General features: G+C 72.1%; 18 protein-coding genes. 6 read left to right on the top strand and 12 right to left on the bottom strand.

What is annotated here, in order from left to right; genetic code table 11:
- Positions 1-56: 56 nt before the first annotated feature.
- Complete coding sequence (locus ACIOEW_RS16835; protein WP_401964419.1) at positions 57-815, bottom strand: MerR family transcriptional regulator; 759 nt, start codon at positions 813-815, stop codon at positions 57-59.
- Positions 816-951: 136 nt separating this feature from the next.
- On the opposite strand from ACIOEW_RS16835, the gene ACIOEW_RS16830 reads away from it, so the two are divergent.
- Together ACIOEW_RS16830 and ACIOEW_RS16825 are read left to right on the top strand one after the other, a co-directional pair.
- Positions 952-2,241, top strand: coding sequence for an ion channel protein (locus ACIOEW_RS16830; RefSeq protein WP_401964418.1), 1,290 nt, complete (start codon positions 952-954; stop codon positions 2,239-2,241).
- 124 nt (positions 2,242-2,365) lie between these two features.
- Complete coding sequence (locus tag ACIOEW_RS16825) at positions 2,366-3,790, top strand: glutamate decarboxylase (RefSeq protein WP_401964417.1); 1,425 nt, start codon at positions 2,366-2,368, stop codon at positions 3,788-3,790.
- A gap of 99 nt (positions 3,791-3,889) precedes the next feature.
- On the opposite strand, the gene ACIOEW_RS16820 is transcribed toward ACIOEW_RS16825, so the two are convergent.
- The 3 genes from ACIOEW_RS16820 to ACIOEW_RS16810 are packed head-to-tail and all read right to left on the bottom strand — an operon-like array spanning position 3,890 to position 6,966.
- Complete coding sequence (locus ACIOEW_RS16820; RefSeq protein ID WP_401964416.1) at positions 3,890-4,525, bottom strand: PadR family transcriptional regulator; 636 nt, start codon at positions 4,523-4,525, stop codon at positions 3,890-3,892.
- Positions 4,526-4,572: 47 nt separating this feature from the next.
- Positions 4,573-6,030, bottom strand: coding sequence for an aldehyde dehydrogenase family protein (locus ACIOEW_RS16815; protein ID WP_401964415.1), 1,458 nt, complete (start codon positions 6,028-6,030; stop codon positions 4,573-4,575).
- A 54-nt stretch (positions 6,031-6,084) separates the two neighbouring features.
- Positions 6,085-6,966 (bottom strand): helix-turn-helix transcriptional regulator, encoded by an 882-nt coding sequence (locus ACIOEW_RS16810; RefSeq protein WP_362553131.1) that lies wholly within the window; start codon positions 6,964-6,966, stop codon positions 6,085-6,087.
- Between the two features lie 330 nt (positions 6,967-7,296).
- Between ACIOEW_RS16810 and ACIOEW_RS16805 the strand changes: the two genes are divergently transcribed.
- A complete protein-coding gene (locus ACIOEW_RS16805; RefSeq protein ID WP_401964469.1) occupies positions 7,297-7,794 on the top strand; it encodes an ATP-binding protein in 498 nt (165 codons plus the stop codon).
- Between the two features lie 121 nt (positions 7,795-7,915).
- Here ACIOEW_RS16805 and ACIOEW_RS16800 read toward each other — a convergent pair whose 3' ends face one another.
- Positions 7,916-8,158, bottom strand: coding sequence for a DUF397 domain-containing protein (locus ACIOEW_RS16800; protein WP_362553137.1), 243 nt, complete (start codon positions 8,156-8,158; stop codon positions 7,916-7,918).
- Positions 8,159-8,409: 251 nt separating this feature from the next.
- Between ACIOEW_RS16800 and ACIOEW_RS16795 the strand changes: the two genes are divergently transcribed.
- Positions 8,410-8,904 (top strand): hypothetical protein, encoded by a 495-nt coding sequence (locus ACIOEW_RS16795; protein WP_401964414.1) that lies wholly within the window; start codon positions 8,410-8,412, stop codon positions 8,902-8,904.
- A gap of 63 nt (positions 8,905-8,967) precedes the next feature.
- Here ACIOEW_RS16795 and ACIOEW_RS16790 read toward each other — a convergent pair whose 3' ends face one another.
- The 3 genes from ACIOEW_RS16790 to ACIOEW_RS16780 form a co-directional block, all read right to left on the bottom strand.
- Positions 8,968-11,115 carry an FUSC family protein gene (locus ACIOEW_RS16790; protein ID WP_401964413.1) on the bottom strand — a complete coding sequence of 716 codons (2,148 nt, stop codon included), beginning with the start codon at positions 11,113-11,115 and terminating at the stop codon, positions 8,968-8,970.
- 125 nt (positions 11,116-11,240) lie between these two features.
- Entirely contained in the window at positions 11,241-12,422 is a 1,182-nt protein-coding gene (locus tag ACIOEW_RS16785; RefSeq protein ID WP_401964412.1) for a DUF2786 domain-containing protein, read from the bottom strand.
- A gap of 99 nt (positions 12,423-12,521) precedes the next feature.
- On the bottom strand, positions 12,522-13,433 hold the full coding sequence (locus ACIOEW_RS16780) for an NADP-dependent oxidoreductase (protein WP_362553149.1): 912 nt from the start codon (positions 13,431-13,433) through the stop codon (positions 12,522-12,524).
- 136 nt (positions 13,434-13,569) lie between these two features.
- On the opposite strand from ACIOEW_RS16780, the gene ACIOEW_RS16775 reads away from it, so the two are divergent.
- Complete coding sequence (locus tag ACIOEW_RS16775) at positions 13,570-15,279, top strand: bifunctional 3'-5' exonuclease/DNA polymerase (RefSeq protein WP_362553152.1); 1,710 nt, start codon at positions 13,570-13,572, stop codon at positions 15,277-15,279.
- A 128-nt stretch (positions 15,280-15,407) separates the two neighbouring features.
- Here the strand turns inward: ACIOEW_RS16775 and ACIOEW_RS16770 are convergent, their stop codons facing one another.
- Together ACIOEW_RS16770 and ACIOEW_RS16765 are read right to left on the bottom strand one after the other, a co-directional pair.
- Positions 15,408-16,268: a carbohydrate-binding protein gene (locus ACIOEW_RS16770; RefSeq protein WP_401964411.1), complete on the bottom strand. Its 861-nt coding sequence runs from the start codon at positions 16,266-16,268 to the stop codon at positions 15,408-15,410.
- A 111-nt stretch (positions 16,269-16,379) separates the two neighbouring features.
- Entirely contained in the window at positions 16,380-17,738 is a 1,359-nt protein-coding gene (locus tag ACIOEW_RS16765) for an alpha-lytic protease prodomain-containing protein (RefSeq protein WP_401964410.1), read from the bottom strand.
- 188 nt (positions 17,739-17,926) lie between these two features.
- On the opposite strand from ACIOEW_RS16765, the gene ACIOEW_RS16760 reads away from it, so the two are divergent.
- Complete coding sequence (locus tag ACIOEW_RS16760; RefSeq protein WP_362553161.1) at positions 17,927-18,607, top strand: phosphotransferase; 681 nt, start codon at positions 17,927-17,929, stop codon at positions 18,605-18,607.
- A 25-nt stretch (positions 18,608-18,632) separates the two neighbouring features.
- On the opposite strand, the gene ACIOEW_RS16755 is transcribed toward ACIOEW_RS16760, so the two are convergent.
- Together ACIOEW_RS16755 and ACIOEW_RS16750 are read right to left on the bottom strand one after the other, a co-directional pair.
- The gene (locus ACIOEW_RS16755) at positions 18,633-21,128 is read right to left on the bottom strand and encodes an FtsX-like permease family protein (RefSeq protein WP_401964409.1); all 2,496 of its coding nucleotides are present in this window, start codon (positions 21,126-21,128) and stop codon (positions 18,633-18,635) included.
- On the bottom strand, positions 21,122-21,856 hold the full coding sequence (locus tag ACIOEW_RS16750) for an ABC transporter ATP-binding protein (RefSeq protein WP_362553167.1): 735 nt from the start codon (positions 21,854-21,856) through the stop codon (positions 21,122-21,124). The genes ACIOEW_RS16755 and ACIOEW_RS16750 overlap by 7 nt, the downstream gene beginning before the upstream one ends.
- Between the last annotated feature and the right edge of the window lie 57 nt (positions 21,857-21,913).

The raw sequence follows: 21,913 nt of genomic DNA, 5'->3' as shown, positions 1-21,913 counted from the left end.
AGCGCCACGGGGGCGGGGCGTCCCCTGACCGCCCCGCCCCCGTGAGCGCACACCGGCTACTCCTGGCGCTCCGCGTTGGCGTCGATCGCGTCGCGCAGGTGTTCGGCCAGTCCCGGCCGCATGGACTCGTAGAACGCCTTGAACTGCGGATCGGCGACGTACATCTCGCCGAGCCCCCGGTGGATCTCCGTCGTGCAGTCGTAGAACCAGGTCGTGATGTGGAGCCGGTGCGCCTCGGCGAGGTCCATCGCCCGCTCACCGTCGGCCGGCTCACCCGCCTCCATGAGCGCGTTGTAGCGCTCACCCCAGGAGGCGACCTCTGCCTTCATCCGCTGCCAGTCCTCCTTGGTGTAGCGGGCGGCCCGGCGCTGCGACTCGGCATACGTGTCGCTGCCGCCCCAGCGGCGCTCGGCCTCCGCCGCGTACTGCTCCGGGTCCTTGTCCCCGAAGACCTCGAACTTCTCCTCGGGCGTGAGGTTGATGCCCATCTTCCGTGCCTCCATGGCTGTCTCGACGGCTGTGGCCATCCGCTGCAGTTCGGCGATCCGGTGCGACAACAGCGCGTGCCGGCGGCGCAGGTGCTCCTGCGGGTCCGCGTCCGGGTCGTCGAGCAGTGCCGCGATCTCGTCGAGCGGGAAGCCGAGCTCCCGGTAGAACAGGATCTGCTGCAGCCGGTCGAGGTCGGCGTCCTCGTACCGCCGGTGACCCGCGTGACTGCGCCCACCGGGCGAGAGCAGTCCGATGCCGTCGTAGTGGTGCAGGGTGCGCACCGTGACTCCGGCGTATCCGGCGACCTGTCCCACGGAGTGCTCCATGGCTCCCCACTCCTTCCGTGCGGTGGGTACGTGTCCGAGCCTCGGCCCTGACGTGACGTGAGGTGCAAGCTCGAAACACCTCAAGCGCTGCACCATTTGAGGGGTTATAAACCTTTTGCATCACTATGGTGAGCCGATGGCCACCGAACCTGCTGCCGATTCCGCCGCCGTCCCCGCCGAACCGGCCCCCGCACGCCGGCTGCTGCTGCTCATGGTGCCCGCACTGGCCGTGGGTGTGGTCTCCGCCCTGGTTCTGCTCGGCGTCAGCCTGCTCGCGGAGCCACTTCAGGACGTCCTCTGGGAGACGCTGCCCGACGCGCTCTCGGTCGGCCGGTACTCCTCGCTGTGGATGATCGTGATGCTCACCGCGACAGGCCTGGTGACCGGCCTGGTCATCCGGGCGGTGCCCGGCCGGGCCGGACCCGACCCGGCGACCACCGGGCTGGTCGACCCGCCGCTGGCGCCGGGGGTGGTGCCGGGGCTGCTGGCGGTGACGGTGCTGACCCTGGCGGGCGGCGTCAGCCTCGGTCCGGAGAATCCGATCACCGCCGCCAACATCGCGCTGGTCTACTGGGCCGGCCGCCGGTTCGCCCCGGGCGCCCCCGCCGCGCTGTGGGTCGCGCTCGCCGCGGCGGGCACCATCGGCGCGCTCTTCGGCACCCCGGTCGCCGCCGCCCTGATCCTCTCCGAGACGCTCGCCTCCCGGGCCGAACCGGGGGCCCTCTGGGACCGGCTCTTCGGACCGCTCGCCGCGGGGGCCGCGGGCGCGCTCACCATGACGCTGACCGCCCACCCCAGCTTCGACCTGTCGCTGCCCGACTACACCCACACCGACTGGGGCGACCTGCTCTCCGCGTGCGTGATCGCCTCCGCGGGAGCTGTGCTCGGACTGGCGGCGGTGTACGCCTTCCCGTATACGCACCGCGCCTTCCGCGCCCTGCGGCATCCGGTCCTGGCGCTGACCCTGGGCGGGCTGCTGCTCGGCCTGCTCGGGGCCCTCGGCGGGCACCTCACCCTGTTCAAGGGGCTCGACGAGGTGAAGGAGCTCGCCGCCGATCCGGGCGGTTGGTCGGCGGGTGAGTTCGCGGTCATGGCCGTGGTGAAGACCGCCGCCCTGGTGATCGCGGCGACCTGCGGCTTCCGGGGCGGCCGGATCTTCCCCGCGGTGTTCTCCGGCGTCGCGCTCGGCCTGTGCGCCCACGCCCTGGCCGACGGGGTGCCGGTGGCCCTCGCCGTGACGTGCGGGGTGCTGGGCGTCCTGCTGGCCGTCACCCGGCAGGGCTGGCTGAGCCTGTTCACCGCGGCCGTGCTGGCCGCCGACATGAACCTGCTCCCCCTCCTGTGCGTCGCCACGCTGCCGGCCTGGCTGCTGGTGACCGGGCGACCGCAGATGCAACTGCACGCGGACGGTACGCCGCTGCGGTGAAACCCGTGCGGGCGGCACCGCAGCCGACCGTCCGGCGCGCCGAACACCACCCATGACCGTATCGTCTGATTCGTCTGTTTCAGACGGCCTCGCGCCACCGAGAACCGAGAAGGGCAGGTCAGCGATGCCGCTCCACAAGGGCTCCGCACACCGCAGTGAACCGTCCGACGAACGACGCCGGCTCGCGCTCAACCCGTTCTTCGGTGAGGCCGATCCGACCGCCGGGATGGAGTCCGCACCGCCACGGCACAGGCTGCCGGACGGACCGCTGCCGCCCGCCACCGCCTACGGCCTCGTCCATGACGAGCTGATGCTCGACGGCAACTCGCGGCTCAACCTCGCCACCTTCGTCACCACCTGGATGGAACCCCAGGCGGGTGTGCTGATGGGTGAGTGCCGCGACAAGAACATGATCGACAAGGACGAGTACCCGCGCACCGCCGAGCTGGAACGGCGCTGCGTGGCGATGCTCGCCGACCTCTGGAACGCCCCCGACCCCGCCACGGCCGTCGGCTGTTCGACGACCGGGTCCAGCGAGGCCTGCATGCTGGCCGCCATGGCGCTCAAACGCCGCTGGGCGGCCAAGAACGCCGACCGCTATCCGGCGACCGCGCGGCCCAACCTCGTCATGGGCGTCAACGTGCAGGTCTGCTGGGACAAGTTCTGCGCCTTCTGGGAGGTCGAGCCGCGCCTCGTCCCGATGGAGGGCGACCGCTTCCATCTCGACCCGCAGGCCGCCGCAGATCTCTGCGACGAGAACACCATCGGCGTCGTCGGCATCCTCGGCTCCACCTTCGACGGCAGCTACGAACCCATCGCCGAGCTCTGCGCCGCCCTCGACGCCCTGCAGGAGCGCACCGGCCTCGACATCCCCGTCCACGTCGACGGGGCATCGGGTGCGATGGTGGCGCCGTTCCTGGACAAGGACCTGGTGTGGGACTTCCGTCTCCCCCGGGTCTCCTCGATCAACACCTCCGGGCACAAGTACGGCCTGGTCTACCCGGGCGTCGGCTGGGCGCTGTGGCGCTCGCCCGCCGAACTGCCCGAGGAGCTCGTCTTCCGGGTGAACTACCTGGGCGGCGACATGCCGACCTTCGCGCTGAACTTCTCCCGGCCGGGCGCCCAGGTCGTGGCGCAGTACTACACCTTCCTGCGGCTGGGCCGGGAGGGCTACCGGGCCGTCCAGCAGGCCTCGCGGGACGTGGCGACGGGACTGGCGAAGAAGATCGAGGAACTGGGCGACTTCCGCCTGCTCACCCGCGGCGACGAACTGCCCGTCTTCGCCCTGACCACCAAGCCGGAGGTGACGGCGTACGACGTGTTCGACGTGTCACGCCGGCTGCGCGAACGCGGCTGGCTGGTGCCCGCGTACACCTTCCCGGCCAACCGGGAGGACCTCTCCGTGCTCCGGATCGTGTGCCGCAACGGTTTCTCTTCGGACCTGGCAGAGCTGCTGCTGGAGGACCTGCGACTGCTGCTGCCGGAGCTGCGCAGCCAGTCGCACCCGCTGAGCACCGAGCACGGCCCGGCAACCTCGTTCCACCACTAGAAAGGACTCCTTCCACCTCTGGAAGGAAGGGTCCGACAGAAGGAACGGTCAGCCGGAGGGAACGGTCGGCCGGAGGGAACGGTCAGCCGGAGGGAACGGTCAGCGTTCGTCGGCGGCGGAGCCGGTCGCGTACGGGTTCTTCTCGCCCTCGGCCAGCACGCCGACGAACGGATCGCCCTCGCCCGCGAAGGTGTACGCCCCACCCTCGATGCGCTCGATCAGCCCCTGCGTCCACTCCGCACCCGCGTCCGCGGAGTGCACCCACATGTTCATGATCTCGCCGATGTGACCGATCGACTCGGGCCCCGCCTCGGGCGTGTAGTACTCGGTGACCGAGGTCCGCCACCGGGCGAGGCCCGCCACCCGCTCCTTGAGCAGGGCCACCGCCTCGGCCCGTTCCAGGTCGACGATCCCGCCCAGCCCGGCCGACAGCACGTCCAGCTTCTGGTCGTACGAGGTCAGCGCCGCACGCAGCAGCGTGAAGTACTCCTCGTCGCCCTGCTCGGTGATCTCGTACTCGGTGCGCGGCGGACCGCCGACCGTGCTCGGGGCGACCTCGTGAGCGAGCAGGACGCCCTGCTTCGCCATCTGCTTCAGTGCGTGATAGATCGACCCCGGCTTGGCGTGGGACCACTCGTGCGCGCCCCAGTACTCCAGGTCGTTGCGGATCTGATAGCCGTGCGCCCGGCCGTGCTGCCGCACGGCGCAGAGGACCAACAACCGGATCGCGGACATCCCACCCACCTCTCTACTCAACTTTGACGAGAGTAGTGGTGCGCCGGTCAGAGCGGGAAAGGGCTCCGGCCGTGCTGGATCGATATCCATTTCTGGGTGGTGAACGCCTCTACGGTCGCCTCGCCGTTCAGCCGGCCGGTCCCGGACTTCTTCTCGCCGCCGAAGGCGACCAGCGGATCGTCCTGGACGGTGGCGTCGTTGACGTGGAACATGCCGCTGTCGATCCGCTGGGCGAAGCGCACCCCGCGCTCGGCGTCGGCGGTGTGCACGGCGCCGCTGAGCCCGTAGGGGCTGTCGTCGGCGATCCGTACGGCCTCCTCCTCGCCGTCGAACTCCATCAGCAGGGCCACCGGGCCGAAGATCTCCTGGGAGAGCAGCGGAGAGCCCTCCGGGAGCCCGGTGAGCACGGTGGGCTCGACGAGGTTGCCGCGGGTCCGGCCCCGGACCAGCGCCGTGGCTCCCTCCGCGAGCGCCTGGTCGACCAGGGCGGTCAGCGCGTCGGCCTGGAAGGTGTCGATGACCGGGCCGATCTGCGTCTCCGGGTCACGCGGGTCACCGGCCCGGAGCGCGGCCACCCGGGCGACGAACTTCTCGGTGAACTCGGGGGCGATCGCGCGGTCCACCAGGATCCGGTTGGCGGCCATGCAGACCTGGCCCTGGTAGACGAAGCGGCTGAAGACGGCGGAGTCGACGGCGTAGTCGATGTCCGCGTCATCGAGCACCACCAGGGCGCTGTTGCCGCTGAGTTCGAGAATGGTGCGCTTGAAGAGCGCGCCCGCCGTCGCCGCGACATGGCGGCCCACCCGGTCCGACCCCGCGAAGGAGATCACCTTGGGGACGGGGTGCTCGATGAACGCGTCCCCTATCTCGGCTATGTCGGTGATGACGACGTTGAGCAGCCCGGCCGGCAGCCCGGCCTTCTCGAAGATCCGGGCGATCAGCCCGCCGCCGGTGACCGGGGCGTTCTGGTTGGGCTTGACGACGACCGCGTTGCCGAGCGCCAGGGCCGGCGCGACCGACTTCATCGTCACCAGGAAGGGGAAGTTGAAGGGGCTGATGACGCCGATGACGCCGACCGGCAGCCGGTAGAGGCGGTTCTCCTTGCCGTCCACCGGTGAGGGCAGGATCCGGCCCTCGGGGTGCAGCGCCTGGTGGGCCGCCTCGCGCAGGAAGTCCTGGGCGGCGCTCAGCTCGTACAGCGCCTTCGCCCGGGTGCCGCCCAGTTCGTCGATGACCGCCTCGACGATGTCGTCGGCCATTTCCTCCGTGATCCGCACGGCCCGCTCCAGAACGCCTCGGCGCTCGTACGGACTTGTGGCGGCCCAGTCCCGCTGGGCGCGCTCGGCCGCGCGGTAGGCGCGGTCGACCTCGTCCGCGGTGGCGATGGTGATGGCGGCGAGCTTTTCCCCGTTGTAGGGATTGAAATCGATGATGTCCCACGAGCCGGTGCCGGTGCGCCATTCACCGTCGATGTACTGCGCGGCCAGCTCGTGGAAGAAGGACATGCGATCCCTTACTGCAGGTGCAGACTCCTGTCGGCACGTCATCGTACTGAAATATCAGGAGAGTTGGAGAAGCCCACGGAGCAGATCGCGGCTCTCCTCCGGGCCCGGGCTGTCTTCGTGAAGCCGAACCATCGCCTTTTCGTACTGGGCGACTTCTTCGGCCTTGTCCAGATAGAGCGCACTTGTCAGCTGCTCCAAATAGACAATGTCCGACAGATCGGATTCCGGGAATCGCAGCATCGTAAAGGAGCCGCTCTCGCCCGCGTGCCCGCCAAAGCTGAACGGCATCACCTGGAGAGTGATGTTCGGCTGTTCCGACATTTCGATCAGATGCCGCAATTGGGTGCGCATCACTTCGCGCCCGCCGTAGGGGCGGCGCAGTGCCGCCTCGTCCAGTACGGCGTGAAATCGGGGGGCCCGTTCGGAGACGAGGGCCTTCTGCCTCGCCAGGCGCAGCGCGACCCGGCGGTCGATCTCGGCGGCAGGGGCGCCGCGCATGCCCCGCGAGACGACCGCGTGCGCGTAGTCCTCGGTCTGCAACAGGCCGTGGACGAACTGGACTTCGTAGATCCGGATGAGCGAGGCCGCACCCTCCAGACCGATGTACGTCTGGAACCAGCCGGGCAGCACGTCCCCGTAACTGTGCCACCATCCCGCCACGTTGGCCTCACGGGCCAGTCCGAGCAGGGAGTCGCGCTCCGCCTCGTCCGTGACTCCGTAGAGCGTGAGCAGGTCCTCGACGTCCCTGGCCTTGAAGCTCACCCGTCCCAACTCCATGCGGCTGATCTTCGATTCGGAAGCCCGGATGGAGTAGCCGGCCACCTCACGGGTGATGCCACGGGAGTCCCGCAGTCGCCTGAGTTGTGAACCCAGCAGGATGCGCCGCACCACGGATCCACTCGACTCGCCTGCCGCCACCGGTCCAGCCCTCCCCATCGCTTCCTGGACACGGGGTCCCCCGAACCCCAAGAGCCGGATTCTGCCATCAAAATGCTTCAGCCCGTACACATTCGATTACGGAAATGGGAAGACTTCCCCGAGGTCCCGAAACTCCGTACAGGAAGAAATGACCAAGAACCGGCACGGTATCGGACAGGTCAGGCGCGTGCACGTGCATCTGCCCTTGCATCTGCTCTGCGCATTCGGAACCATGGGCCTCGCGCACCTGCGTGCTCGTTCGTGTTGTGCCGCTGTACCCGTGTACCCGCAGTACCGATACAGCCGCGAATCCCGGGAGTGCCTCGCATGGGGACGAATGGATCGACGATGCTCGAGCCCTTACGACAGGGGCTCCCCCCCATCGATCCCTCCGCCGTCTCGGGGTCTGCCACCTGCCCCTTGCCCGCCCGCTACGAAGCCGTGGGCGGAGCAAGGCAGTTCACCCGGGCGACGCTGAGCGGCTGGGGTCTGAGCGAACGCTTCGACGACGTCGCACTCGTCGTCTCCGAACTGGTCACCAACGCCCTGCGGCACGCACTGCCCTCCGAGACCGCGCGCGAGTCCCAGGACCCGCCCGTGCGGCTGCACCTGATGCGCTGGACCTCACGACTGGTGTGCGCCGTGCGCGACCCCAGCCAGGCGAGCCCCGTCGCGTCCGAGGCCGCGGACTGTGCGGAGTCCGGCCGTGGCCTCTTCCTCGTGGATTCCTTCAGTGACTGCTGGGGCTGGCACCCTTCACCCGTACTGACGACGGAGAGCACCGTCGCCGGACCACCGCGCGGAAAGGTCGTCTGGGCGCTGTTCCGGCTGTCCGAACCCGCGTGACGCATGGGCGAACAAGCGGCACACGGACGAGGGTGCACCGCGCCGCCGAAGACCGACGCCCCGGCAGACGGCACTCAGGCCTCCGCGGTAACGGACGCTCAGATCTCCGCGATGACGCTGCTCAGGCCTCCGCTATGAGGTGGTCGAACTCGCCGTCCTTCACGCCGAGCAGCAGGGCCTCTATCTCCGCGGGCGTATAGACCAGTGCCGGCCCGTCGGGGTGACGCGAATTGCGCATCGCCACGTCGCCGCCGGGCAGCTTCGCGAACTCCACGCAGGATCCCTGGGAGTTGCTGTGCCTGCTCTTCTGCCAAACGACTCCGCGAAGCTCTGTGGCCGCCATGCCGTTGTACACGTGGTCCACAGGACGCTCCCCGAGTTGCAAAGTGCAAGTGTCAACTGTCTCGGATCATAGCTGTGTTCAATTTCTTGTGCATGAGCGGATGCATGGGCAGATGCACGTGCACGCGGGGTGTTCCTTCGGTTACAGCTCTCCACAGGAGAAAGACGAGCGAACGGCCTGTTCGGCTCCCGATTCCGGAAGTTGACCGTTCCACCCCCGTTGCGACCCACTGGTAGCTTGGACGGTCATTCGTCATCCAGGGGGAATTCAGCATGTACAAGCTCGTACGTACCGGCGCCGTCGTCGCCACCGGACTGCTGACCGCGCTCGCCCTCACCGGGTGCAGCAGCGACAGCGACAAGGACGGCGCGGACAAGTCCTCCGGCTCCGCCGCCACCCCGGCGCCCGTCGGCAGCGGCAGCAGCGACCCCGGCTCCGGGGCGGACGGAGCCACCGGCGGCCTCAAGGCGCTGGAGGGCGCCTGGGCCGGGCAGACCGACGGCAAGGCCGTCGTGCTCTCCGTCGCATCCGGGAAGGCCGTGGTCGTCGCCGACTCCCACGTCTGCTCGGGCACCGCCAAGGACATGGGCAACAAGCCGATGCTGGCGCTGACATGCGCCGACGGCGACACCGGCCGGACCATGGGGGCCATCGAGTCCAACGACGGCAAGACAGTCGTCGTCTCGTGGGACGGCGGCACCAAGGACACCCTCGCCAAGACCGACGCCGACTCCCTGGAGGGGCTGCCCGACCTGCCGACCCCCTGACCACTCCGTGACCCCGCGGGCGCGGCGTGATCCAGAAGGAGGCCCCAGGTCACCGGCAGCCGGTCAGTCGTCGTCGGACGCACGGGACCGCGAGCCGCTTTCCAGTCCCTGGGAGAACTCCTCCAGCGCTTCGAGCAGGAGTTCGGCCCCGTTCCGCACAACGGGGTCCGCCCCTCCTTCACGCATCCGCTCATCCTCGTCCCACTTCTCCAGCGCCTCCCGCACCGCCGTCCAGTCCGGCACCCGCCGCTCCCGTACCGCTTTCGCACCCCGCTCGGTGGCCCGGCGCAGCGCCTCGGCGAGCGGGGCGGCCGCCGGTACGGGAGTGGCGCCGCCCTCCGGGAGATGCGCCTCCATCAGCATCGCGACCCGGCCGAGCTGGGCGAGCGCGTGCTGGGTGTCGTCGGCGGCGGTGTGCGAGAGGCCGCGGTGGCGCACCGGTTCGTGCTGGGCGGTGGCCACCGCCTCCTGCCAGGCGACGCGGGCGTTCCGGGTGGCGAGCAGGGCCTGGCGGACGTCGTCGTGGCCGCGGTCGGCCGGATCCGCGTACTGGTCGACGACCGAGGCTGCGTAACGGCCGTCCTCCTTCAGCCAGTCGCCGAGCCGACCGCGCAGCCGCGGGGTCTCCCACGCCGGGTAGACGGCGTACGAGATCATGGCCAGGAGACCGCCGAGAAGGGTCAGCAGGACCCGTTCGAGCACGGTCTGCGACAGGTCGTCGCCGGCCATGCCGAGCAGGAAGACCACGTACGCGGCGACGCAGGCCTGGCCGACGGCGTAGCCGGTGCGCATCAGCAGGTACATCAACAGGGCGCAGGCCACGGCGAGCGCGGCGGACAGCCCCGCGCGCGGGTGGGCCGCCTGGACGATCGCGCTGGCGACGAAGACCCCGACGACGGTTCCGCCGAAACGCGCCACGGACCGTTCGTACGTCCGGGAGAACTCCGGCCGCATCACCATGACGGCCGCCATCGGCACCCAGTAGCCGTGCCCGTACGGCAGCGCCAGGCCCAGCAGATAGCCGACCGCGGCGACGACGGAGATCCGGATCGCGTGCCGCAGGATCGGGGAGCCGTGGTGCAGTTCGCTGCGCATCGACCCGAGCACCACCGGCACCAGCCGGAGCAGGGTGGGCCGTCGGTGGTGCTCGGCGGGAACCCGGCCTCCCCGCCCGGCCTCGATGGCGTCGGCGGCCTCCTCGGCCTCGGCCCGCTGCTCCTTCGTGCCGTCGCCCTCGGCGGCCTCGATGACGTCGGAGAGCAGGGCGGCCAGCCGGTCGGCGGCGCGGAGCGGGGGGCCGGTGAGGAGCGCGCCGGTGTCGGGGGTCTTCAGCGCCGCGACGGCGGGCGCGGGGAGCCGGACCGGGTCGCCGTGGCGGATCGCCCGCGCGGCCGCGTCGAGCAGGGAGCCCGCGGCGGCGAGGAGCTCACGGACGCGGTCGCGCTCCGGGCCCTCGGCCGGGACGCCCATCGCCGGGTCCGCGAGTGAGGCGAGCACCGGCCTGATCCGCTCGGCGACCCCGCGTGAGCCGTGCAGTTCGGCGGGGCGGCGGCGGGCCTGGCGAGCGGTGACGGCCGCGGCTCTGCGGGCCTCCATCAGGGGCACCGGGTCGAAGTGGGCGACCGGATCATGGCGCAGCCTGCGGGCGTAGTCGGCCTCGGCGGCCAGCGCGTCGGCCAGGGCGTCGCGCTGGGCGCCCCATCTGCGGACCGGGAACAGCACGATCAGCACCGCCTGGACCACTCCGCCGAACGTGATCATCAGGGCGTGCAGGGCCGCTTCGGCGACGGACGTCGGCAGGGTGACCGTCACCAGCATGATCGCGACGTTGGACGCGGCGATGATGCCGCCCGTCGGACCCGACGCCCAGGCCAGCCCGGCGACGAAGGTCCAGAGAACCAGCAGGATCAGGAAGAGGAGGAGGTGGGAGCCGGTGACGTAGCCGAGGAACGTCGAGACGCCGAGGCTGAAGCCGGAGACCAGGGCGAGTACCGGGCGGGTGCGCCAGCTGCGCTGGAACGTGGCGATCGCCGCCTGGTACGCGCCGAACGCCGAGCTGGCGGCGACCACGGGCCCGAAGAGGGCGAGGCTCACCCCGATCACCAGGGCGAGACCTGCCGCGCCGCGGATGGCGATCAGCGGTTCGAGACGCGTCCTCTCGATCGTCAGCCCCGAGCGGGCGGTCTCCCTCAGCGCCCGGAGCCAGCTCATGCCCAGAGCCTAACCGGATTTACCGATATGCCCGAGTTGTCGGGTGCGACCCTCCGGCCCGCCGGAGGGATCCACAGGCACGGGGGGTGCGGATACCCCCGCACCCCGGGTCGGAGGCGGCGCCCTCAGCCGGAGATCTCCGGCTTGCGCCCGCCCATCCTGGCCCGGTCCGCCGCGGCCGTCCCGTGGGTCCAGCCGTCCAGGTCAGTGGCCCCTCGGACCCGGGTGGTCGTGGTCTCGGGGAACATCTTCTCGGCGGTGTCCGTGACCGCGACATCCCGGGCGGCCAGCACGGGCAGCAGGCCGGCCCCGGCTCCGGCGGACGGCGCACCGGCGGTGGCACCCTCGGCGTCGGCCTCGGCGGTGGCACGGGCGGTCCCGTCGGCCAGCCGGCGCCCCAGCCGCTGGGCGTAGGCCATCAGGAAGGACTGCCGGAAGGTCTTGGTCCGCTTGCGGCCGCCGGCCCGCTGGCCCGCTTCGGCCCGGGTCATCGCCGCCGTGCCCTGCACCAGCAGTGAGGTGTGAAGCAGCTCCACAGCCTCCAGGTCCGACTCGAAGCCGACCACCGTGGAGAAGCCGAGGTCGCTGTTCCACACGGCCCGGCAGCGGTTCGCCGAGGCGACGGCGTCGAGCAGGATCGCCTTGGCCGTCTCGTACGGGGCGTCCACCCCGATCCGGCAGGCGCCCGGCACGCTGCCGCTGTGCGTGCGGGCCGCCAGCAGGGCCTCGTCGATGCTGTGCCGGGCCATCAGCTCCTGCGCCTTGGTGGTGAGCGCCTCCGCCTCCTCGGGAAATCCGGTCGCCTCGGCCTTGGCCAGCAGCGCGCGGATCCGGGTCAGCATGCGCGGTTCGTCGTGCGCGGGCGGCAGGTGCAGGGTGTCGCGCAACGCGCCGGGCGGGGGCCCGACGGGCTCGATCGCCGGCAGCCGGAGCAGCAGCCGGTAGAGCCCCAGGAGTGCGGAGGCGTACGAGAAACGGTCCGGCCGCCCCGCCGCCGGCGGGGCGGGCAGCTCGTCCAGCTGGGCCTGCCAGCGGGGCGGCAGCACCTCGTGGCGCCGGAGCTCCGAACCGATCAGCCCGGCGGCCAGACCGGCCGCGTGCTCGTCGAGTTCACGGCGGACGGTGCGCACGAGATCGGCGGGCAGCCAGCCACGGTCCCAGGCGCGCCGGACGAACTCCTCGCCGCGGCGCAGCAGCTCGGCGTCGGACGCCGGGTCGGCGGCGAGCAGGGATGCCCCGGTGTCGAGCCCGGCGTCGCCGTCCGAGTACAGGGCTGCCGCGAATGCCTGATCGATCACCGGTTCCATGAGGTCAGGGTAGGCGTGGCGGGCTCGGCGGAATTCATCCACACCCTGTGGACAACTTTCGCCGGGCCGTACCCCCACCGGATCCCGGTGGCCTCCCGGTCACGGCAGCAGGACGACCTTCCCGCGTACGTGCCCCGCCTCGCTCAGTTCCTGCGCCCTGGCCGCCTCGGTGAGCGGCAGCGTCTCGGCGACGGGGATCCGCAGCTCCCCGTCGGCCGCGAGCCGGGCGTGCTCGGCCAGCTGCTCCCTGGATCGCGAGCCGCCGCCGGAGAAGGCGACGCCGTACTTCGCCGCGTCCGGGTCGGCGATGGTGACGATCCGGTCGGTGGTGGAGCCGCGCAGCTCGATGGAGTCCGGCAGCGCGCCGCGCCCCGCCGCGTCGAAGACCGCGTCCACACCTTGTGGAGCGATGTCGCGCACCCGGCCGACCAGCCCGTCCCCGTACTCCACCGGGGTCGCCCCGAGCACCCGCAGATAGTCGTGGTTGCCCGGGGACGCCGTGCCGATCACGGTCGCGCCGCGGGCCACGGCCAGCTGGACCGCGGCCGATCCGACGGCTCCGGCCGCCCCGTGCAGCAACAGGGTCTCCCCCGCCTCCAGGGCGAGTTCGTCCAGGACGCGCCGGGCGGTGCTCGACGCGATGGTCAGCGCGGCCGCGTCCGGCCAGCTCAGCTCGGCGGGCTTGGGCGCGACGAGAGCGGCGTCGGCCAGGGCGTACTCGGCGTAGGAACCGCTGGCGCTCCAGCCCAGCACCTCGTCGCCCACCGCGACATCGGTGACACCCTCGCCCGTCACGTCGACCACCCCGGCGAACTCGACGCCCGGGACGGCGGGGAGCGACGTCGGGAACACGTCCTCCATCCAACCTCGCCGGATCTTGTAGTCCATCGGGTTGACCGCGGCCGCCCTGACCTTCACCCGGACCTGCCCGGGACCGGGATGCGGGTCCTCGACCCGGGCCGGATGCAGCACCTCGGGCCCGCCGAACTCCTCGAAAACGATCGCTTCCATCGTGTCGTCAGCCTCCTCGTCGGAACGGATCCGGACCAGGATCCGGACCAGGCATCAGGCCCGGATCCATCCTTCCAGCCGACCCGCCCCCGCGCGCTCCGCCTCGCTGTCAGTGCCGGGTGCCAGACTCGAATCCATGACCGAACGCTGGGCTGTGGCCGCCACGGAGAGCGGTGGCGCGCGCCTCGCCCCGCTGGACCGGACCGGCCGGCCCACCGCCGCGGCCGTGACCGAACCGGACCTGGCCGAGGCGGTCCGCTCCCGGCCCGGCGTCACCCGCTGGGTGTGGCGTTCGACGGCCGAGATCTACCCCCGGCTGCTCGCCGCCGGGGTGCCGGTCGCGCGGTGCTACGACATCGAGGTCGCCGAAACCCTCCTGCTGGGGCACGAGGGCCGGCTGGGCGAACCCCGCTCCGCCGCGGCCGCCCACGCCCGCCTGCTGCGCGGCCCGGTGCCGCCCGACCCGCCGCCGCGCTCCGCCGTGCCGGGCTCCCAGTCCTCCCTCTTCGAGCCCCGGTCCGGGACGGACCTGCCGTTCGACGCCCTGCTCCAGGTGTACGCGGACCAGCTCGCCCGCCACGGCGCCACGGACCGGCCGGGCCGGATGAGCCTGCTGACAGCCGCCGAGTCCGCCGGCATGCTGGTCGCCGCCGAGATGAACCGCTCGGGTCTGCCCTGGCGGGCCGACGTCCACCGCGAGGTACTGCACGAGCTTCTGGGCGAGCGCTACGCGGGCGGCGGCGAGCCCCGGAAGCTGGCCGAGCTGGCGGACGAGGTGTCCGCCGCGTTCGGCCGCCGGGTCCGCCCGGACCTCCCCGCCGATGTGGTGAAGGCCTTCGCGCAGGCCGGCATCAAGGTGCGGTCGACCCGCCGCTGGGAGCTGGAGGAGCTGGACCATCCGGCGGTGCGGCCGCTCATCCAGTACAAGAAGCTGTACCGGATCTGGACGGCCCACGGCTGGAGCTGGCTCCAGGACTGGGTCCGCGACGGCCGCTTCCGCCCCGAGTACCAGCCGGGCGGCACGGTCAGCGGCCGCTGGACGACCAACGGCGGTGGGGCGCTGCAGATCCCCAAGGTGATCCGGCAGGCGGTGGTCGCCGACGAGGGCTGGCGGCTGGTCGTCGCGGACGCCGACCAGATGGAGCCGCGGGTGCTGGCCGCGATCTCCCGCGACCGGGGCCTGATGGAGGTGGCCGGGCACGACGGCGACCTGTACACCGCACTGTCCGACCGCGCCTTCCACGGCGACCGCGACCACGCCAAGATCGCCCTGCTCGGCGCGGTCTACGGCCAGACGTCGGGGGACGGCCTGAAGAATCTGGCGGCCCTGCGCCGGAGGTTCCCGCACGCGGTCGCCTATGTGGACGACGCCGCGAAGGCCGGCGAGGAGGGCCGTCTCGTACGGACCTGGCTGGGCCGGACCAGCCCGCCCGCCGCGGGCAGCGGGGACGACGGGGAGGCCGGCATCCCGCAGGAGGACGACGGCCCGCCGACGGACGGCTCCGAACCGGCGGACGGCGGATTCACCCCGGGTTACGCCTCCTCCAACGCCCGTGCGCGGGGCCGCTTCACCCGTAACTTCGTGGTGCAGGGCAGTGCGGCCGACTGGGCGCTGCTGCTCCTCGCCGCGCTGCGGCAGTCGATCGCGGCCGCCGGGCTCCGGGCCGAACTGGTCTTCTTCCAGCACGACGAGGTGATCGTGCACTGTCCCGAGGAGGAGGCCGAGACCGTGGTGGAGGCGATCCGGGCAGCCGGTGAACTGGCCGGCCGGACCGCTTTCGGTGACACGCCGGTGCGCTTCCCGTTCACCACCGCGGTGGTGGAGCGGTATTCGGACGCGAAGTGACCGGGGCCGGGCCCGGACAGCCGCCCTGCCGCGGCGGGAAGGCTGCCCGGGCCGGTCGCGGCGCACACCCCGGGAAAGAGCACCCGGGGCATGCGCACGTGGCGGTGGTACCCCGCCTGTCCGCCCGTCTACCCGCGCTCCCACAGCGCGGGGACGTTCGGCGGCTCCCAGCCGGTCAGGGCGGTGTGAGCCTGCAGACAGCGGTAGGTGACCCCGCCGTATGTGACGCGGTCACCCGCGTTGTAGAGCGCTCCGACCGCCCAGCTGCCACCCGGCCCGGTCGGCGGGTCGGTCGGGTCCGTCGGCGGGTCGGTCGGATCCGTCGGGTCCTGGGCGACGTCGAGGACGAAGTCGAAGGTCCCCTCCTTCCCGGATCCCACGGACCGGACGTTCATCAGGAGCGCCGGGTCGTAGAGGGCGTCGGTGTTGTTGCGGGGTTCGCCCGGGAAGTACAGCTGCGTGGTGAGAACGCCCGAGCCGGGGGCCTGCGCCTTCACATGGATGTGCCGGGTGCGGCCGGGATACAGCCCCGCCACGACCGTCGTGAGCGTGAAGGCGCCGGACCCATCGGTGAACTGGTGCCCGCGGAAGGCGTAACCGCTCATGTCGTACGCGCCGTTGGTGTCGGCCTGCCAGAAGTCGAGCAGCACTCCGGGGATCGGCCGGCACCCCCGGCCGAAGACGTAACCGCTGACCGTGAGCGGGACACCGGGGGTGCCGGCGGTCACCAGGCTGGTGCGGAGCGGGGAGTCGGGCTTGAAGTACGGGCCCTCCAGCTGGTCGTGCGTGGGGCCGTCGCCGTCGTCGCAGTCCGGCGTCGGGGCGAGCGGCACTCCGGTGGAACCGGCGTCGCGCGCCAGCGCGACCCCGCCCCCGGCGAGCAGCGGGACGGCCGTGGCGACCAGGGCCGCCTTGAGGAGGGTCTTGCGGCTGATGCGCCGGTCACCGGCGGAGCCGCCGGCCGGGACGGGTGTCAGGTCGGAAGTCATGGCTGGTTCCTCGGGGTGGTGGGGGAGGGCACGTGCGGTGCGGGGGCCCGAGGTCGGCGCTCGGGCCCCCCGTTCCTCTGTCTCCGGAGGGGTTCGGCCGGGCTGACGGCGTTACAGGGCCTGCCAGAGCGCGGGAACGTTCGGGGGCGTCCAGCCGGGCTGCGCCCGGTGTCCCTGGAGGCAGCGGTAGCTGCCGGAGCCGTACGTCACGACGTCACCGGCGGCGTATGCCGTCCCGGCCGCCCAGCTGCCGCCCGGATCGGTCGGCGGATCCGTCGGGTCGGTCGGCGGGTCGGTCGGGGTGCCGCTGGTGACCAGGGTGAGCCCGTACGTCTGGAGCGCCGGGTTCACCGGCTGGAAGTACGTCGTACCGCCCTGGGAGCAGTTGCCCGTGCCGCCGGATGTGACGCCCTGGGCCTGGCTGCCGGAGACGAACGAGCCTCCGGAGTCGCCCGGTTCGGCGCACACGTTGGTACGGGTCACCCCGGAGACGGTGCCCTCCTGGTAGGTGACGCTGCTGTTGCGCTGCTGGACCGTGCCGCAGTGCCAGCCGGTCGTCGAGCCGGAGCGGCAGACCGACGAACCCTCCAGCGCCTCGGTGGACCCGGTGACCGTCACGTCGCCGTTGCCGTAGCCGTTCACCAGCGGGCGCGGGGTCCAGCCGGTGTTCGCGGCGACCCAGGAGTAGTCCCGGCCGGGAAAGGTGGAGCCCTGGAAGGAGCCCTGGGCCTGCTGGTTGTACCCACTGGTGCTGACGCCCGGGGTCCCGCAGTGCCCGGCGCTGACGAAGCCGCCCTGGGTGCCGCGCTTGACGGGGAAGCCGATGGAGCAGCGTCCCGAGCCGTTCATGTAGTACGCGTCGCCGCCCCGCAGATCGGTGAACGTCCGTGGCGTCCCCACGGCCTGAGTGATCGTCACCAGCTCGCGGCCGACACCTGCCGCGGCGAGGAAGCTGTCGGCGGCGGCGCCCCGGACGGCCTGGACGACGACGCGATTGGTGGCGACGTCGACGTACCAGGCGGGCACGCCCTTCGGCGCCTTGCGCAGCGCCACCCGGTCGAGGGAGGCCTTGGCGGAGGCGAGTTCGGCCAGGCTGTGGTCGACGACGACAGGCCTGGCACCCGCCTCGGCGATCCGGCCGGTGTCCGCGGCATCGGTCGTGGCGACGGTCAGCTCCGCCGCCTCGCCGCTCACCCGGGCCCCGGCGAATCCGGTGCCGAGTGAGCGCCGCAGTCCGGCGGCCACGCCGGCCGCACGGAATTCGTTGCCGATCCGTTCCGTCGCCTGGTCGGCGGTGAGTCCCAGATCGCGCTGCATGGCCTTCAGCAGGCCGGGCGAGAGCCGGTCCGCCCCGGCGGCGGGGGCCAGGGGGGAGGGGTCGGCGGACGCGGTGCCGGTCAGTCCGGCCAGCGCGAGCACACCGACGGCCACGGTGGCGGTACACGCAGCCATTGCACGTCTGCGGAGCATGGATCTCTCCACGGAACTCTCCTTGACTTCGGGGGAATTGCCGACAACGTAGCCGCGCACACGTCAGCTGCAGGAGATCCCGTCCGCCCCATCGCATCGCGTTATGGGGCTGTCCTGACCGGCGGCGATGCGAGAGAACACACGCGACCGATCTCCCCGTGGGCGCCCGTCACGAGTAGGTTCCACCCATGCGAATAGGCCAACTGCTGGGCAGCGGACGCGACGCCGACGTATACGAACTGGACGAGGGGTGGGTCCTGCGCCGTTACCGCGACGGGATGGACGCCACCCCTGAACTACCCGTCATGTCCTACCTCTCGGCCTCGGGCTACCCGGTCCCCCGGCTCGGACCGCAGCCCCCGTCGGCGGGCCCCGGCGATCTGGTCCTGCAGCGGCTGACCGGCCCCACGATGCTGGCGTCCCTGCTCAGCGGCGACATCGACGCCGCCGAGGGCTCCGCCGTACTCGCCCGTCTGCTCGCCGAACTGCACACCGTCCCGGCCCGGCTCTCGTCGGATCCGGAGGACCGGATCCTCCACCTCGACCTGCATCCTGACAACGTGATGCTGACGGCCGACGGCCCGGTGGTGATCGACTGGAGCAACACCGAGGAGGGCCCGCCTGCCCTGGACCGGGCCATGTCCGCACTGATCCTGGCCCAGGTGGCGGTCGATCCGGACAGCCCGGCGGCGGACGGTGGACGCGAGCTGCTGACCGCCCTGATGCCGCGTCTCGCGGCGGACGGCGGCGTCCCGGCCCGTCATCTCGCCGACGCGGCGGCCCGCCGGGACACCAACCCGACGATGAGCCCGGCCGAACGGGACCTCATCGGCCGGGCGGTGGCCCTGGTCACCGCACTCACCCGCTGAGGCCCCTTCCGGCCGGGCATCCGGACTACTCCCGCGCACCCGCCAGTTCGACCGGCCGGACGCGCAGCGCGAGCGATGCGGGCACCACCGCGAAGACCACGGCCAGGAGCGCGCTCACCGCGACGACCGGGCCGATGGTCCCCCACGGGACGACGACCCCCGAGTGGACGTCGAGCAGTCCGAGTGCGGTCCGTACGCCGAACAGGTTCAGCGCGGCCACCGCCCCGCCGAGCACCGCACCCACCGTCACCACGATCAGCGCCTCCGTCCCGACCAGCCGCAGCACCTGCGCCTTCGTCGCGCCGGCAAGCCGCAGCACCGCCAGGTCGCGCACCCGGTCGGAGGTCGCCATCACCTGAGTCCCGGCCAGCGCGATGCCCGTGTACACGAGGGCGATGAGAAGGATCATCAGCAGTCCGAGACGGGTGTTCTCACCGGACTGCCGGTGGTTCTCCGCGAGCCACCCGGCCCTCGTCACCACCTCGGTACCCGTCGCCCGGCCGGCCGCCTCCAGCTGCGCCGCGACGGCCGCACGCCCGGTGTTCCCGACGACCTTGACGTCGACCCGGTCGACTGCGACGCCCCCGGCGTTGCGCGGGGTCACGTACACCCCGTTGTTCCCGGTGCCGGTGCGCAGCACGGCCGCCACCCGCAGGGTGACCTTGCGGCCGTCGGCCAGCCAGACGCCGACGCGCTCGCCGATCGTCGTGGTCATCCACTCCTCGTTGACGACGATGGAGCCGTCGTCGAGACCGGCGAGGCTGCCCGCCACCACGGGAGGCGCCGACACCGCCGCCGCATCGGCCGGGTCCACGGCCCGCGCCTCGGAGCCGACGAGCGCCGTGCCTTCCTCCAGCACGGTCACGGCGGTGGACCGCGAGGCGCTGACGACGACGCCCGGGATCTGCCGGGCCCGCTCGACGAACTGCCGGGGGAGCGCGCCGCCCTCACCGCCCGCCGTGGCCACGAAGTCCGAGGTCACCTGGGTGCGCGCCTCGGTCGCCCTGGCCTCGCCGATCGTCGCCGTCGTGCCCATCAGCGAGGCGGCCAGCGCCACGGTGACGATCACGGGGGCGGCGACGGCGGCCGTTCTGCGCAGTCCGGCGGAGGCGTTCTCCCTCGCCAGTACGCCTGTGGCGCCGGGCAGTTGGGCGGGCAGCCAGGCGAGGAAACGGGTGACGGGCCGCACAAGGACGGGCGCGAACAGGGCGAACCCCACGATGAGCAGCATCGGCTGGGTGACGTACGTCTTGCGCTTCAGGACACTCCCGGGGTCCTGTACGAGGGCGACGCCCAGCAGCACCAGACCGGTCAGCAGGACGGCGGCGCCCAGCAGCACCCGGCTCAGGGGCATCGAGCCGCTGTCGACGGCGGATTCACGCAGCGCCTCGGCCGGGCCCACCTTCCCGGCCCGTCGCGAGGCGGCGACCGCGCCGCCGAGCGCCACGGCGAGCCCGGTCCAGAAGGCGGTGTGCAGCGGCCAGTTCTGGTCGCCGAGCGCGAACCAGCGGGGCGCGATCCCCTCACCGACCATCCAGGAGACGAGCCGGGGCGCACCGAGGACGCCCAGCCGACAGCCCGCCGCCGACGCAAGTACGCCGATGACGACTGCTTCGGCGTACACCATCCGCCGCACCTGTCCGGGTGTCGCACCGGCCGTGCGCAGCAGACCGAACTCGCGGCGGCGCTGGGCGACCGCGAAGGAGAACGTCGAAGCCACCACGAAGACGGAGACGAACGCGGTGATGCCGGCGGCCGTACCCAGCAGCGCGTTCACGGAGACCAGCGCCTCGGCGTCCCGGTCCGGGTCAGGGTCGGCCCGGCGGCGGTCGTCGCCGGTGAGCACCGCCATCCGGTCCTCCCGGTCCACCACCGCACGCACCGCAGCCGGATCCGCGTGCACCACCACGGCGTCGACGGCCGGGGAGATCGCGGCGGCCTCGGCCTCGGTGAAGAACACGGCGGTCTCGAAGCCCGCGGGACGCACCGTGCCGACGACGGTCCGGACCGTGGTCCCCGCAGCTGTGGCGACCGTGATCCGGTCTCCCGTACGCACATCGGAGCCGGCACCCGCGGTGACGACGACCTCTCCGGCGGCGGCCGGGGCCCGTCCGGCGGCCAGTCGGTAGGGGGTGGCGGCCGCGACCGGCCACGGGTGGCCGACCGTTCCCTCGCCGTCCCCGTCGAGGCGGGCGTCGCCGACCGAGACGGGGAACGTGCGGTCCTCGACCGTACGGCCGAGCTCCGCGAGAGCGGTGGCGAGCTCCGCCGGTACCGACCGGGGCGAGGCCAGCTCCTGCGTACGGACACCGATCGGGGTCCGGACCCGCAGCCGGTCCTCACCCCGGACCACGACGGGGGCGGCGGCGAACCGCTCGGGTCCGTGACGCGGTGCGTCGAACGTGGCCGCGAGGGCCATCCCGGTGGTGGCGACGATCCCCACACCGAGGGCCAGCGCGAGGAAGGAGCCGACGAAGGTGACCCAGCGGGTCCGCATGCCGCGCAGCGCCAGGCTCAGCACGGGACCGCCGCCATCCGGGTCATGCGCGCGGCCACCTGCTCGGCGGACGGGGACGACAGCTCGTCCCGCACCCGGCCGTCGGCCAGGAACAGCACCCGGTCCGCGTAGGAGGCGGCGACCGGGTCGTGCGTCACCATGATCACGGTCTGGCCGTCGTCGACCATGGTGCGCAGCAGCGTCAGCACCTGGCGGCCGGTCGTGGAGTCCAGCGCGCCGGTGGGTTCGTCGCCGAACAGCACATCGGGCCGGGTGACCAGGGCACGGGCCAGAGCCACGCGCTGCTGCTGACCGCCGGACAGCTCACTGGGCCGGTGCCCGGCCCGTTCGCGCAGCCCCACCCGCTCCAGTACGCCGAGGACCTCGGCCCGCTTCGGCCGGCGACCGGCGAGCCGCAGCGGAAGTGCGACGTTCTGCTCGGCGCTGAGCGAGGGAAGCAGGTTGAACGCCTGGAAGACGAAGCCGATGCGGGTGCGGCGCAGCAGCGTCAGCTTCCGCTCGCTGAGCCCGGTCAGCTCGGTGTCGCCGAGGAACACCTGCCCGCCGGTGGGCCGGTCGAGACCGGCGGTGCACTGGAGCAGGGTGGACTTGCCGGATCCTGACGGGCCCATGACGGCGGTGAACGTGCCCCGGGGGATGTCGAGGCTGACCCCGTCCAGCGCGGTGACCGCGCCGGTGTTCCTGCCGTAGGAGCGGGTGACCGAGCGGAGTCGGACAGCTGCGTGATTCATGGACACCACTCAACCGGCGCCGCTCTCCCCGCACATCGCAGCGAGAGGGTGTCTCCG

This window comes from Streptomyces sp. NPDC087901, from assembly GCF_044742205.1.
Taxonomy (GTDB): domain Bacteria; phylum Actinomycetota; class Actinomycetes; order Streptomycetales; family Streptomycetaceae; genus Streptomyces.
This window is presented reverse-complemented; position numbering and strand designations above follow the sequence as displayed.